We start from the raw sequence: 13,963 nt of genomic DNA on the forward strand, positions 1-13,963 counted from the left end.
AAGTAACAAAAGTAAAAACATTCCCTACATACTCCTAGTTTCCAAGCCTAAAGTAAAAGTTAGAGTTTCAAACTACTAATCTACCCCCCTGAAAACAGATTCAATATATCCGTTATTTCGTACTACCTTCCACAAACGTTAAAATACTTTCTTTCGCCTCTTTTTGATTCTGTTTCCAATAACTGTAGCGCAAAGGAAAAGTTTCAATACCCGATCTTTTTAAGGTTTGGTACCTTTCTAGGCTAAAAGCTCCTTTGAATTTTCCGGGATATCCAATCAAATCAATGAAATAACTGCGTGCATCCTTCACCACCAAAACATCCAACAAACTTCCAGCTACGGGAAAAGAAGTATACACCTGCCCGAGTTTTCTACTTTCAATAAAACTTTGTACTTCACGCTGAAATTCATCTTTCATGTCATCCCTTGTACTCTGTATATGCTGTTCTTTAAGATGTCTGATGTATTTAGCGATATAATCATCCTTTTTAAACACGTGTTCTTGCAGAGAATGAATGACGTATTGAAAAGATTTCGCTCGCGTAATAGCTACATTGAAAACTTCTGCTTTATTGAGGTGTAAAAAGGCGGAACTATGGGATGTGTCATCTACAACCACACTCATAATCACAATATCGCGCTCCGATCCTTGAAATTGATAGGGCGTACCACAGAAAAGCTTGAATTGCTTCATCTCCTCTATAGAAAACTCATCTTTTAATACGCGCTGTATAGCCTTAACCTGGACAGAAAAAGGTGAAATAACACCTATACTGGGTGGTGCTTGTAAACCTTTATAACGAAGCGTAATTTCTTTTAACAAAGACCTAACCCTCTCTACCTCTTGTTCATTGACTCCTTCTTTGTTTCTTACTCCTTTAAGGTCTATAAGTTGAATGTTTTGCTCTCTTATATATGAAGGAGTTGATTTTATCACCTTCAACAATCCTTCATAGAAATGATCATTGCTAAAAGAAATAATGGACGGGGTTGACCTAAAATGTTCCTGTAAAAAACTCAATTGATTTTGAGAATGTAACTGGTGAACAAATAAATCCAAGACACTTCTCCCCCTATAGTCTAAGATTTTACTTTCAGTTAGTTCATACACCCTCCTTAAATTTTCTTGTGCATTTTTGGAAACAAAAGAATAATGCTTCAATTGATTAGGATCACCAACCACGACTGCTCTTTTGGCCCTGTACAAAGCCGGTAATGCTGTTGCAATATCACACTGGGTTGCTTCATCAATAATCACAAAGTCAAAGGCATTTTTTTGTAAGGGAAGTACGCTGTTTAGTTCTCCCAAATTTACGAGCCATAAAGGAAAAACTTTTAAAAGCTTTTCACTGTCTAACTGCTCCATTGCACTTTTCAACTGCGTAAAATTACTTTGATCTAATGCGTTGTAAAAGTTCGATAATACCTTTCTATGTTTAGAGATATTCTCACTTTTAAGTTCGGCTAATTTGAGTCGTGTAAATTCTTTAAGATTACTATTAATGCGAAGATTTACCTGTTCTATCTTTTCTTGTAATCGCTGAATTTTTGCACCCGATAAAAAGGGACTTTCCAAATACAATTTCCGCCATTTACTCTTCCACCCTCCTAGTCCTTCTAAGTTAATCTTACAAAGCTCAAGTTCTCTTTCAACCTCTGTTTTAAAACTTTTTTCAAGTGTTTCCTTATTCCTGTATAACCCCTTTAAGTTATAATCGCTACTATTTCCTTCATGCTTTCTATAAACACCATTCAAATAGCGCTTTAAACGAAACATTAAACTTCTCCTATACCGCGGTGAGGATGTATTCACCATGTAATCCTCCAGTTGAAATTCACGCGTTAACATCTCTCTTAAAACATCAACGGCTTGTTTACTCTTAGATACAAGCAATACACTCTTATCATTTAAAAGTATATCCACAACCAAATTACTTATGGTATAGCTCTTACCCGTTCCAGGTGGACCAATAATTACAGAATTTGTAAAAGTAGAAGCGTTTAACACTGCTTTATTTTGCTCATCATTCAAACGCGTGGAAGCATAGTTATTATCCAAAGCAACGAGTGCCTTATCCTCTCCATTTAAGATATCTTCTAAACATGAACTCCACGTATTTAAGTTCTGCATAGATTCCAAATCATGCGAAACCTTTAAGCTATTGAGTGATTTATTCGCCACCACCGTGCATGCACCTGGTACAAATTTTAACCCTTCAATTTTCCCCTCAGAAAAGCTTCTACTTATTTTTTGTCTACTCCATACTTTAGGCATGAAAAGAAGCTCCTCCATTTCACAGCCTGTAAAATACCTGTCGAGCAAGGCAAACCATTGGTCAGACAAAATATCATTGGAATTTAACTTTAAAAACAAGGACTTTTCAAAATCATGTTTTGCACCTGCATATTTCTCAGTTAATTTAGACAACACAGCAGGGTTAATCACACAGTTTTCGCGAGAAATCTGTAAATAACTCAAGTCCTCCTTATCTATAATTTCTGCTGGAAATAAAAGCAAAGGCGCAACCAATCGCTTGTCCTTTAACCATTCATTTTCCTGATATCCCAACAAATAAATAAAACCATAAAAGAGTTGGGTTTCCAAAGCATTAAAGCTTAGTTCTTTTTTTAACTCTTCAATTTTTGGCTGATGATAGGGTATCAATGGAAGCACCTCGTGTATCAATGCTTCTTCTCTGGTTTCAAACCACTTAAATTTATACTTCGTAGATAAAACATTATCTACCTGGAGAATTTGGTTATCCAATTGATAACAATCCTTGAGATAGGCGTAAAAATCTTTGGGTTTAAACATAATACTAACTTGCATCACGAAAATAAAAATATAATCACTTTCCCCCTTGCAAACAAAGAATAAACCTTTATGGAGGCAACCCTACGCCCCTGTGCACCATCTATATAAAAACACTATATTTAGTTAAACCAAAACTATTACTATGAAAAAAACACTTGTACTTGCCCTAAGTCTTGGACTCGTTTTTCTTACTGCGTGTAAAAAGGAAATAGAAAAAGAAAGCGGCATAGAGGATGCTGGTAGAGTTACCGGTACCATTACGGCCCCAAACAATGTAACCACCATACCCAACGCCCTACTTTTCATAGATTACGAAGGTGAAATTTATTACACCTATACAGATTCTAAAGGTTATTTCGAATTAGATGCTCCTGATGGTAAGCACACGCTACATGTGCAAACGGGTGATGGATCCATCTTTAGAAACCAAACAGAAATAGAAATCAACGAAGGTAAAATTGTAGAAATCAACAACGCTGACTTACGCTTAACTCAAGCCGCAAGCATCGCTTATGTTCCCGGAAACTACGATGAAATTGAAGCCATTTTAACCACGCTCGGTTACAATGCTACCCAAATTTCGCAACAAGATTTAGAAAACATCAACACCCTCTTAAACTACGATGCTCTTTTTATCAATTGCGCTTCAAGCTCTGCCAACATTACCCCAACGGCATGTCAAAACCTAAATTCCTACGCCCTTAATGGTAACTCCATCTATGTGTCAGACTGGGCCGTGGCTTATCTCATCGGAACCAACACAGGGAACTGTGCAAATGCTCGCCCAGGTGGGTTTATCCAAGATAATCTTTTGTGTACTACCAAGAGTGGAACTACGGGACTTGTAAACAATTGCGTAATCAATAACACTGCACTCTCTACCTATATCGGCACCTCTTCTGTAGATATAGATTTTGATTTAGGAAGCTGGGAAGAGATTCAAAACCTCGACAATACCTTCTGGGAAACCCTAGTGAGTTCACCTGCTGGAGATCCTTTGATGATACGCACGCAGGTTTTTGACACCACACACAGCGATTACCCAAGTGGAGTTTCAAACAATGGAAATAACGGTCAGTGGGTAACCATTTGCCACATTCCTCCAGGAAATCCAAACAATCCCATTACCATTACAATCAATGCCAATGCACTGCAAACTCACTTGAACCACGGAGACAACATTGGCCCTTGTTCAGGTTCTGCAAGCGGAAACATATTATATACAGCCTTCCACAATCACCCGGGTGGTAACAATAACCCGCAAATGGAAGACATCATGGAATGGGTGATTCTTAACATGTAAGCAACAATAACCAATATCAGAACTCCTCTTTAGCTTCAAGTTAGAGAGGAGTTTTCTTTTTTTGTAGTGACAAACACCCCAAAAATCTTGGGGTCGGGCTATCCCTCCTAGTCCTCTTCCAAAACACCTTTCTAAACAAGCTGCTCAAAAGCTTCTGCCGTCGCTTTCACCAGCTTTTTATCAATGCTGTTTTGTTTTGCGGGCTATTCGTACTATCCCTATTTGATTATTCATTTTGTCGTTTCAAAAACACTCTCCTCTTGTATACTACAAAAAAGCTATGTTTGATTTTCTTACTTTTGTAACATGGAAAAGCAAAGAATTAAAGAAAGAGTTGCCTATAACAATGAATTAAAATTGAAGGGATTCAATGTATTCAATATTGAAGAAGACAATAAAGCTACTTTAAATTATAGTCGTAAAGACTTCTATAAAATTTGCTTAACCACAGGCCAGAGTAATATACACTATGCTGATAGAACTTACGAACAAGAAGGTAGTATACTCTTCTTTGGAAACCCGCACATTCCTTATTCATGGGAAACCATAAGTTCTAGATACCAAGGCTATACTTGTTTGTTTACAGAAGACTTTTTAAATAAACACGAAAAATCCGAGAGCTTACTTCAATCTCCTTTCTTTAAGCTTGGCGGTACCCCCATCTTAAACATCTCTGAAGAACAACGTTTGTTTTTAAATCAACTTTTCAAGCGTATGATTTCCGAACAAGCCTCTGATTATGAACACAAAGACGAACTCATTCGCAACTATATAGAGCTCATCATACACGAAGCCTTAAAGATGCAACCTTCAGAACGCATAAAAAAGGAAAACAATGCATCCGAACGCCTAACAACAGTATTCTTTGAACTGCTCGAAAGACAATTCCCTATTGAAAATGCCGAACACCCCCTTCAACTTAAAAGTGCACAAGATTACGCCAACGGCCTAGCTGTGCACGTCAACTCTCTCAATAGAGCCGTAAAAACAGTAACGGGTAAATCTACCAGCACACTCATACAAGAGCGTATTGCTAGCGAAGCTAAAGCACTCCTGCAACACACCAATTGGAACATTGCAGAAATAGGTTTTGCTTTAGGTTTTGAATATCCTACCTATTTCAACAACTTTTTTAAAAAACTTACCGGTACAACACCAAAATCTCATAGAGTAGAACATGTTTGATTTTTATAATTTTTGATTTGATTTTCTTTACCACCTCCCCTCCCTTTCCCTGTAAATTTGCAAGTAAGCTTAAAACAATACTTGTAAACAATGAAAGGGAAAATCAAATACATCACACTACTTGCACTTATCATTGGTGCATGTACACATCAAAAAGAAGAAACAAATATTTCTACTGACAAACATGCTTCAGTAGCTCAACATGAAGACATTTGGCCACTCGGTCAAAAAGGAAGTGCTGAATTTTTCACCGGTGATGCCTACCATTATCCACTACATGCTCCAGACAGTATCTACAATTCCCTTGTAGGAAATGTAGTCTTCCATCCAACAGCCAGAAGCAACTGGCATACACATCCAGGTGGACAAATATTAATCATTACTGCCGGTAAAGGTTACCATCAAATCGAAGGTCAACCCGTTGATACGCTGCACAAAGGAGACGTAGTTCACTGTCCACCCAACACCCGCCATTGGCATGGCGCTGCACCAGACAGTAGTTTATACCAAATGTACATCGTTCCCAAAACGGACTTAGGTATTGTAAACTGGCAAGAAGTCGTGACAGATAAAGAATATTACCAACAATAAACACATCAAAAAATGAAAAAACAACTTCTCATTTTATCTGCAAGTTTATTTGCCTTAGGCGCTTGCACAGAAAATAAAACGAAGCCATCAACCCCAGCTATAAAAGAAGAACAAGAAAATAAAACAACAGAAAACATGACAACAACAGTAGAACATTACACCTTTGAATTAAACGAAAATGTAAACAGAGCAAAAGTAAAATTCACCAACCGTTACGGTATAGAATTAACAGGTGACTTATACACACCTAAAAACAGATCAGAGAAAATGCCAGCTATTGCTTTAAGTGGACCTTACGGAGCGGTAAAAGAACAAGCTTCTGGATTCTACGCCAACGAAATGGCCGCTAGAGGTTTTGTAACCATTGCTTTTGATCCATCATTTACAGGTGAAAGTGGTGGAAATGTAAGAAATGTGTCTTCTCCAGATATCAACACAGAAGATTTAAACGCAGCGATAGATTTCCTTGGAACATTAAACTATGTGGATAAAGAAAATGTAGGTATGATAGGTATCTGTGGCTTTGGTGGTTTTGCCTTAAACGCAGCTGCTGTAGACAAAAGAATTAAAGCGGTTGCTGTAGCGAGTATGTACGATATGTCGCGCGTTACCGCTCAAGGATACTTCGACAGCATGAAGGAAGAAGAACGCCAACAAATGCTAAAACAACTGAGTCTACAACGTTGGGCAGATGCTGAAAACGGTGAGCCTGCATTAGGACAACAAGGTTTACCAGAAGCAGATCAGTTGACGGGAGAAGAGCCAGAATTTGTTCAAGGTTATGTAAACTACTACAAAACAGACAGAGGATTCCATCCACGATCTATCAACTCAAACGGAGCTTGGACGGTTACTACACCTATTTCTTTAATGAATATGCCTATTTTAACTTATATTAAAGAGATAGCTCCAAGACCAGTATTAATCATTGCCGGTGAAAATGCACACTCACGTTATTTTAGTGAAGACGCATACAAAGCAGCTAACGAACCCAAAGAATTGGTCATCATTAAAGATGCGGTACACACCGATTTATACGATGGAGGTAAGAACAACTACATTCCTTTCAGTAAAATCGAAGGATTCTTTAATGAGAACTTAAAATAAAACACTCAATAGTATGGAAATCACTAAAAACGGAATAATACCCTCTATGGAAGGACCAAAAGAATGGTTTACAGGATCTGTAAGAATCGATCCATTATTCCCACAAAAAGAAGGAGCGAAAGCCAGTGGTGCTTTAGTAACTTTTGAACCTGGAGCAAGAACAGCATGGCACACACACCCAGTTGGACAAACACTTATCGTACAATCCGGATTAGGATGGGTACAAAGAGAAGGCGGCCCTATAGAAGAAATAAAACCAGGAGACGTAGTTTGGTTCGAAGCAGGAGAAAAGCACTGGCATGGTGCCTCAGCTAAAAAAGCCATGAGTCATATAGCTATACAAGAAGAATTAGATGGTAGTGCAGTGACTTGGTTAGAACATGTTACGGATGAACAATACACTCAAAAATAATGGCAATGACAACGGATATATTAAAGGAAATAGATCAAAAAAATGATTTACACATAGCTCCCTACAAATCCGATGGGAAAACAACAGGGACCCCTACTTGGATTTGGGAGGTTTTGGTAAACGGTAATTTATATGTTAGAGCCTATAATGGAAAAACTTCTCGTTGGTATCAATCTGCCCTGGCTCAAAAAGCAGGAATAATTAAGGCTGCTGGTAAAAGTTTTAAAGTAGACTTTCAAGCCATTGTAGACCCTGCACTACTATCCAAAATAGATGAAGCCTATGAATATAAATATGCTTCAAGCCCTTACCTCTACCCTATGGTAAGTCCGCGCACGAAAGCGGCCACAGTATTAATCACTTTAAAAGAAGAAATATGATCTTACAAGAAAAATATACCCTTTCAAACGGGGTACAAATACCAAAATTAGGTTTAGGAACATGGTTTATCGACAACGAAACTGTTCCTCAAGCCATTCAAGAAGCTGTAAAACTAGGATATAGACATATAGATACAGCTCAAGCCTATCAAAACGAAGAAGGTGTGGGAGAAGGAATAAAAAAAGCTGGAGTTGCCAGAGAAGAATTATTCATTACTACTAAACTAGCTGCAGAAATAAAAAGCTACGACGAGGCTACTAAAGCAATCGATGAATCATTAGATAAACTAGGTTTAGAATACATAGATTTAATGATCATTCACAGTCCAAAGCCATGGATGGAGTACCATGAAGAAGACAGACATTTTGACGGTAATATTGAAGCGTGGAGAGCTTTAGAAGATGCCTACAAAGCAGGAAAGATCAAAGCCATTGGTTTATCTAACTTTAAGCAAGAAGATGTTTCAAACATATTAAAAAACTGTACTATAGAACCTATGGTGAACCAAATATTGGCACACATCACCAATACACCGAAAGCATTAATTCAATACTGTAAAGACAACAACATCTTGGTACAAGCCTATTCACCTATTGGTCATGGTGAGTTATTAAAAAATGAAGCTGTAGGTAGCATAGCGGATAAATATGGAGTGAGTATTCCACAACTAGGTATTCGCTATGATCTACAACTTGGATTACTTCCATTACCCAAAACAGCTAATCCAAAACATATGGCCAACAATGCTGATGTAGATTTTGAAATTTCAGAAGAGGATATGCACACATTATACAACATGGATCCGATCCAAGATTATGGTGAAGCAAGTGTTTTCCCAGTGTATTCTGGTAAGTAAATTGAATTGAAAACACATTTCACAACTATTCTTCCGACCTTAAAAGTGAAATTGTTTTCATCAGAACCTTAAAAACCTCAGTCAAAAGACTGAGGTTTTCTACTTTCAAAGCTTCATTCTAAAGGAGAAATCCTTACATTTCCATACTTACTTACAAACACTCAAAAAAAACTTCATTTTTATTTAATTGAGTATTAACAAGTTGAAAAATAATTTGATTTTTTTCTTCAAAAACGCTTGCAGATTCAAATAATTGACGTAATTTTGCACCCGTCTCCAAACGAGGAATGACACAAAGAAATAAGAAAAACGGTCTGGTAGTTCAGCTTGGTTAGAATACATGCCTGTCACGCATGGGGTCGCGGGTTCGAGTCCCGTCCAGACCGCCAAGACACGAAGTTTAAACGTGTATAAAAAATGAAACAAACGGTCTGGTAGTTCAGCTTGGTTAGAATACATGCCTGTCACGCATGGGGTCGCGGGTTCGAGTCCCGTCCAGACCGCAAAAAAGCTTCAAGTTTTCTTGGAGCTTTTTTCATTTTTAAAAATATCCCTTTATGGCTGAAGGGCTAGAGAGTGTCGAAGAGTATCAATTTCTTCGGCACTTTTGTTTTTTATATAATCTCATTTTGGTTAAAACACATACCTGTCATCCCCAAGCATCTTGGGGACGAGTTCGAGTCCCGTCAAGACCGCCAAAAAAATACGCCTCTATGGCTGACGGAATAATCCCCAAGGCACTTGGGGACTGAGAGTATCAATTTCTTCGGGATTTTTGTTTTTATAAAGTTTTTCCCACCTTACTCTACCACATACACTTCATTTCATTTACGATCATTCGCTCAATATTTAGGCGGTAGAATACATGCCTGTCATCCCCAAGCATCTTGGGGACGAGTTCGAGTCCCGTCCAGACCGCCAAGAAAATACGCCTCTATGGCTGGAGGAATAATCCCCAAGGCACTTGGGGACTGAGAGTATCAATTTCTTCTGCAATTTTGTTTTTAAAACCGGAACATAGTTCGTAACTTTTTAATCAATCACTTAATCTAACATAAAATGAAACATTTTGTTTATATCCTATATTCAGAACTGCACGACAAGTATTACAAAGGATATTCAACAGCTCCTTACAAAAGACTCGAACAACATAATACGGGAGAGAGTCGATATACGCGTACCTTTCTTCCATGGATAATAGTGTACCTAGAATTGTTACCCGATAAAACTTCAGCTTTAAAGCGTGAAAAATCATTAAAAAAATACGCTAAAAATCAGATTAAGGCGTTGATGTTATCTCCCAAAAAAAATTTGAATTAGTTAGAATACATGCCTGTAATCCCCAAGGCACTTGGGGACTGAGAGTATCAATTCCTTCGGGATTTTAGTCCCCCCCTACCACATCTAGATATACAAATGCCATCATTTTTTTAGCACTCAAAAATTCCTTAACTTGTACTATGCCTTTGAAACATCAAATAGTAGCAATTGTAATCGTCGGTTTGTTTAACTTTCTGAGTACCGCACAAACTTCTATTCGCGCCAACACTATTTTCTTAGAGGGTAAAACTGGTAATGGAACCGTTGGTGTCGGTTTCGCCTCTATCAATTATGATAAACGTATTACTCAAAGAAAAAAAGCCAGTCTAAGAATAGGCTTTAGTAAAGATTTTGACTACAGCGTATTTGGTATTCCTACAAGCATACAATGGTTATCTCACCCTACGAAAAAACATCACTTCGAAGGTGGACTGGGCGTAACACATCGTATAGAGTTTTATGAAGGTAATACCAACTACGATCCGTTCTCCATGGTAACCTTACACTACAGATACACCGGAACCAAAGGAGTCTTTCTTCGTACCGGTTTAAACTATTATGGTTACAGCTGGGCAATATTTTACCCTGTAAATTTACACGCTACTTTCAGTTTAGGTTATTCCTTCTAAATTCATTCTCCATTAAATTTCCTATGCTTACCCAAAATACCGAAAATGTGGTATTGAATTAAAGCTGCTTTATCTCCACCTTTGCTCTTTAGAAACAATCTAAATAAAAATAATGAAAGTAGGGTTTATTGGTACGAATGAAGTTTTGGAAATAGGTCTGAGCAAACTTATAGAGTCTCGCGATACCAATAATACTGTCATAAACCTAAATACCGTCAACACTGATCTGCCAGATATAGATCTACTGTTTATTGATTTCGGTTCTGATAGACAATTCGCCACTGAAAAATTGGCACAACTCACCATAAATTATACCTCTACCCCTATCATGCTCTACGTTTCTGAGCACAATCTTAAAACCGTAAAACAACTTCTTAGTCTTGGTGTTCAAAGTGTAATGACCTACGAATGTGACTTTGACGAAATATACGAGTCTTTAGAATCTATTCTTAAAGGTGGAAAAGTGTATTGTAATAAAGTTTTGGAAGTATTACTCGAAGATACCACCAAAGAAAACACTCTAAATTGCCTACCCGTACAACTCAGCAAACGCGAAATTGAAGTTCTGCAACTCGTTGTAAATGGTTACAGCAGTAAACAAATTGCCGAAGAACTTTTTTTAAGTTACCATACCATTAATACGCACAGAAAGAACATCCTAAAAAAAGTAGGGGTTAAAAGCGTTTCTGAACTCGTACTATTTGCTCAAAGTACAGGTTTGATGAGTCTTGAAAATACCTAAAATGTGGGATTGACTTCACAATCAATTAATATGAACTTTGCATAAAATTTACTTTACATGTACAAAATCTTCATAGTCATAACGGTATTAACAATTGGACTTACAGCCTGCACGAAACAAAAGGTAGCTTCACTTCAAACGGAATATCAACAAACGGTTGCCAAAATAGCTTACGCCAATTACAATGATGCATATCTTACAGCTGTAACTTTAAGAGAATCGATCAATGTTCTCATTGAATCACCCTCTCAAAACACACTCGATGCAGCCAAAGAGGCTTGGTTAGCTGCAAGAGAAGCTTATGGTCAATCGGAAGTATTTCGTTTTCAAGAAGGACCTATTGATGACGTGAATGGTCCCGAAGGATTGTTAAATGCATGGCCTTTGGATGAAGCTTATATCGACTATGTAGATGGAAACACAACTGCTGGTATTATAAACGACCCAAGTATTGAAATCACTCCTGAATTATTAGAAAATGCCAACGAAAATGGTGGTGAAAAAAACATATCTGTTGGCTACCACGCCATAGAGTTCTTATTGTGGGGACAAGATGATGCCAATACAGCATTGATGACTCCAGGAAACAGACCTTTCACCGACTTCGTAACCGATGGAACGGGTACAGCAAGTAACCAAGACAGACGTGGTGAATACTTAAAAATATGTGCTGATTTGTTGGTTGATCATTTAGCTTACGTTAAAAATCAATGGGCTGAAAATGGCATCTACAGAAGGACCTTTATTGAAATGGATGCTAAGGCAGCAATAGATAAAATTCTAACCGGAATGGGTATACTTTCAAAGTCTGAATTGGCCTCAGAACGCATGTTTGTTGCTTTAGACAACCAAGATCAAGAAGATGAGCACTCTTGTTTTTCTGATAATACACATAGAGATGTTATCCTGAATGCTCAAGGTATTTACAACCTTTACTTTGGAACGTACACAACTATCGATGGTCAAACCATTTCTGGAACTTCTATTCAAGACATCTTGGCAAAAGCGGAAAAAGACAAAGAAGAAAATTACACAGCTGTATTTACAGAAACATTGGCAGCAGTTAAAGAAATCCCCGCTCCATTTGACTATGCGTTAACACAAGAAGCAATCGGTGGAAATGGTCCAATTATGACAGCCATTAAAAAACTTCAAAATCAAGGTAACGAGATTGCAAATTTAGCCTCGGACTTAGATTTAATTATTAGTACTGAATTACCAGAATAATATGAAAAAAATTGTAGGGCTTTGCCTTATTTCGGCAAATCTACTTTTACTCTCTTGTAACAAAGGCGAAGTAGAAACATATAGCATTTCGGCAGAAGAAATTAAAAGTGGAGGTGGGAACACAGTGTTCAACACCTCCCAAAATGCTTTTGCCCAACCCAACCCTGACTTATCAGGTGATGAAGAGTTACTGTTTTTTGTCGGTAACTCTTTTTTCAATCAAAACTGGGTAACCTCCCCGGCCTCTACACAAGCTAGAGATGGTTTGGGTCCTTTGTTTAATGCACGTTCATGTTCGGGTTGTCACTTTAAGGATGGTAGAGGTGAACCTTTGCAAATGAACCAAGCTAACAGTAAAGGGTTTTTAATGCGTTTAAGTATAGATGGTACAGATGCGCACGGAGGTCCCAACCCCCACCCTATTTATGGTGATCAATTGAATGAAAATTCAGTAGTCTTAAACGACCCTGCCGAAGGACAGGTGGAAGTAGTTTGGGAATACATTACCAAAACCTACGCAGATGGCACAACCAAAGAATTGAGGAAACCTATTTACACCGTTTACGATGGCAATGGAGAAGTTATGACCAATACCAATTTCTCACCCCGTGTAGGACAACAAGTAATAGGTTTAGGTTTACTTGAGGCCATTTCAGAAACGGATTTAACTGCCTTAACTTCTGGCTTTGAAGAATTAGGAATTAGTGGTAAAGTGAACTACGTGTATAACCACGAAACAGGCGAAACGGAGGTAGGAAGATTTGGTTGGAAAGCAAATCAACCCAGTATACGTCAACAAGTGGCTGGAGCATTTGTGGGAGACATGGGGATAACCTCTCCCATATTTACTATGCAAAATAACACGCCGGGGCAACCTCAATATGACACCTTGGCCAACGGAGGCAACCCAGAAATTGAGGCAGATGATTTTGACAAGATGGTTTTATACTGTTCCAACCTAGCGGTACCTGCTCGAAGAAATACTGAGACAGAAAAGGTCATTAAAGGACAAAAGCTTTTCAATGAAATAGGTTGTGTGGCTTGTCATAACCCTAAATTCACCACTGCTTCTCATGATGATTTTCCTTATTTAGGAAACCAAACCATTTACCCCTACTCAGATATGTTATTGCATGATATGGGAGAAGGATTGGCAGACAACAGAACTGATTTCCTTGCTGATGGTAATGAGTGGAGAACGCAACCACTTTGGGGACTTGGACTTATCGAAAGAGTGAACGGTCACACCTTCTTGCTGCACGACGGAAGAGCTAGAGATATAGAGGAAGCCATCCTATGGCACGGCGGAGAAGCAACTATAGTGTTAGAACAATTTATGCAATTAAACGCCGAAGACAGAGCAGCCGTATTGGCCTTTTTACAATCTTTATAATT

The 13,963-nt window shown here is 38.1% G+C and carries 13 protein-coding genes and 2 tRNA genes; 14 read left to right on the forward strand and 1 reads right to left on the reverse strand.

Features of this window, described 5'->3' with window-relative positions:
* Positions 1 to 112: 112 nt before the first annotated feature.
* Complete coding sequence (locus tag BM327_RS03610) at positions 113 to 2,815, reverse strand: AAA domain-containing protein (protein ID WP_170853661.1); 2,703 nt, start codon at positions 2,813 to 2,815, stop codon at positions 113 to 115.
* Positions 2,816 to 2,957: 142 nt separating this feature from the next.
* Between BM327_RS03610 and BM327_RS03615 the strand changes: the two genes are divergently transcribed.
* From BM327_RS03615 to BM327_RS03685, 14 genes are all read left to right on the forward strand, one after another.
* The gene (locus tag BM327_RS03615; protein WP_090246433.1) at positions 2,958 to 4,118 is read left to right on the forward strand and encodes a peptidase associated/transthyretin-like domain-containing protein; all 1,161 of its coding nucleotides are present in this window, start codon (positions 2,958 to 2,960) and stop codon (positions 4,116 to 4,118) included.
* A 306-nt stretch (positions 4,119 to 4,424) separates the two neighbouring features.
* On the forward strand, positions 4,425 to 5,303 hold the full coding sequence (locus BM327_RS03620; RefSeq protein ID WP_090246434.1) for a helix-turn-helix domain-containing protein: 879 nt from the start codon (positions 4,425 to 4,427) through the stop codon (positions 5,301 to 5,303).
* A 90-nt stretch (positions 5,304 to 5,393) separates the two neighbouring features.
* Positions 5,394 to 5,894 (forward strand): cupin domain-containing protein, encoded by a 501-nt coding sequence (locus BM327_RS03625; protein ID WP_090246436.1) that lies wholly within the window; start codon positions 5,394 to 5,396, stop codon positions 5,892 to 5,894.
* 12 nt (positions 5,895 to 5,906) lie between these two features.
* The gene (locus BM327_RS03630; RefSeq protein WP_090246438.1) at positions 5,907 to 7,001 is read left to right on the forward strand and encodes an alpha/beta hydrolase; all 1,095 of its coding nucleotides are present in this window, start codon (positions 5,907 to 5,909) and stop codon (positions 6,999 to 7,001) included.
* A gap of 13 nt (positions 7,002 to 7,014) precedes the next feature.
* Positions 7,015 to 7,413, forward strand: coding sequence for a (R)-mandelonitrile lyase (locus BM327_RS03635; RefSeq protein WP_090246440.1), 399 nt, complete (start codon positions 7,015 to 7,017; stop codon positions 7,411 to 7,413).
* 5 nt (positions 7,414 to 7,418) lie between these two features.
* Entirely contained in the window at positions 7,419 to 7,793 is a 375-nt protein-coding gene (locus BM327_RS03640; RefSeq protein WP_244526187.1) for a DUF2255 family protein, read from the forward strand.
* On the forward strand, positions 7,790 to 8,650 hold the full coding sequence (locus BM327_RS03645; protein WP_170853662.1) for an aldo/keto reductase: 861 nt from the start codon (positions 7,790 to 7,792) through the stop codon (positions 8,648 to 8,650). The genes BM327_RS03640 and BM327_RS03645 overlap by 4 nt, the downstream gene beginning before the upstream one ends.
* Positions 8,651 to 8,961: 311 nt before the next feature.
* A tRNA-Asp gene (locus BM327_RS03650) sits at positions 8,962 to 9,039 on the forward strand.
* 39 nt (positions 9,040 to 9,078) lie between these two features.
* A tRNA-Asp gene (locus tag BM327_RS03655) sits at positions 9,079 to 9,153 on the forward strand.
* A 556-nt stretch (positions 9,154 to 9,709) separates the two neighbouring features.
* Positions 9,710 to 9,970 (forward strand): GIY-YIG nuclease family protein, encoded by a 261-nt coding sequence (locus BM327_RS03665; RefSeq protein WP_090246448.1) that lies wholly within the window; start codon positions 9,710 to 9,712, stop codon positions 9,968 to 9,970.
* A gap of 140 nt (positions 9,971 to 10,110) precedes the next feature.
* On the forward strand, positions 10,111 to 10,599 hold the full coding sequence (locus tag BM327_RS03670) for a hypothetical protein (protein WP_090246450.1): 489 nt from the start codon (positions 10,111 to 10,113) through the stop codon (positions 10,597 to 10,599).
* A 112-nt stretch (positions 10,600 to 10,711) separates the two neighbouring features.
* Positions 10,712 to 11,341, forward strand: coding sequence for a response regulator transcription factor (locus BM327_RS03675; RefSeq protein WP_090246452.1), 630 nt, complete (start codon positions 10,712 to 10,714; stop codon positions 11,339 to 11,341).
* Positions 11,342 to 11,398: 57 nt separating this feature from the next.
* On the forward strand, positions 11,399 to 12,568 hold the full coding sequence (locus BM327_RS03680) for an imelysin family protein (protein ID WP_090246454.1): 1,170 nt from the start codon (positions 11,399 to 11,401) through the stop codon (positions 12,566 to 12,568).
* Position 12,569: 1 nt separating this feature from the next.
* On the forward strand, positions 12,570 to 13,961 hold the full coding sequence (locus tag BM327_RS03685; protein ID WP_090246455.1) for a di-heme oxidoreductase family protein: 1,392 nt from the start codon (positions 12,570 to 12,572) through the stop codon (positions 13,959 to 13,961).
* Positions 13,962 to 13,963: the final 2 nt, after the last annotated feature.

It is taken from the genome of Lishizhenia tianjinensis, assembly GCF_900116425.1.
Taxonomy (GTDB): Bacteria; Bacteroidota; Bacteroidia; order Flavobacteriales_D; family Crocinitomicaceae; genus Lishizhenia; species Lishizhenia tianjinensis.

What these genes read in the sequence shown, in the direction of transcription:
- BM327_RS03670 (WP_090246450.1), top strand. Translation starts at nt 10,111, where the DNA reads ATGCCTTTGAAACATCAAATAGTAGCAATTGTAATCGTCGGTTTGTTT.
- BM327_RS03610 (WP_170853661.1), bottom strand. Translation starts at nt 2,815, where the DNA reads ATGTTTAAACCCAAAGATTTTTACGCCTATCTCAAGGATTGTTATCAA.
- BM327_RS03645 (WP_170853662.1), top strand. Translation starts at nt 7,790, where the DNA reads ATGATCTTACAAGAAAAATATACCCTTTCAAACGGGGTACAAATACCA.
- BM327_RS03675 (WP_090246452.1), top strand. Translation starts at nt 10,712, where the DNA reads ATGAAAGTAGGGTTTATTGGTACGAATGAAGTTTTGGAAATAGGTCTG.
- BM327_RS03625 (WP_090246436.1), top strand. Translation starts at nt 5,394, where the DNA reads ATGAAAGGGAAAATCAAATACATCACACTACTTGCACTTATCATTGGT.
- BM327_RS03630 (WP_090246438.1), top strand. Translation starts at nt 5,907, where the DNA reads ATGAAAAAACAACTTCTCATTTTATCTGCAAGTTTATTTGCCTTAGGC.
- BM327_RS03620 (WP_090246434.1), top strand. Translation starts at nt 4,425, where the DNA reads ATGGAAAAGCAAAGAATTAAAGAAAGAGTTGCCTATAACAATGAATTA.
- BM327_RS03635 (WP_090246440.1), top strand. Translation starts at nt 7,015, where the DNA reads ATGGAAATCACTAAAAACGGAATAATACCCTCTATGGAAGGACCAAAA.
- BM327_RS03685 (WP_090246455.1), top strand. Translation starts at nt 12,570, where the DNA reads ATGAAAAAAATTGTAGGGCTTTGCCTTATTTCGGCAAATCTACTTTTA.
- BM327_RS03640 (WP_244526187.1), top strand. Translation starts at nt 7,419, where the DNA reads ATGACAACGGATATATTAAAGGAAATAGATCAAAAAAATGATTTACAC.
- BM327_RS03665 (WP_090246448.1), top strand. Translation starts at nt 9,710, where the DNA reads ATGAAACATTTTGTTTATATCCTATATTCAGAACTGCACGACAAGTAT.
- BM327_RS03680 (WP_090246454.1), top strand. Translation starts at nt 11,399, where the DNA reads ATGTACAAAATCTTCATAGTCATAACGGTATTAACAATTGGACTTACA.
- BM327_RS03615 (WP_090246433.1), top strand. Translation starts at nt 2,958, where the DNA reads ATGAAAAAAACACTTGTACTTGCCCTAAGTCTTGGACTCGTTTTTCTT.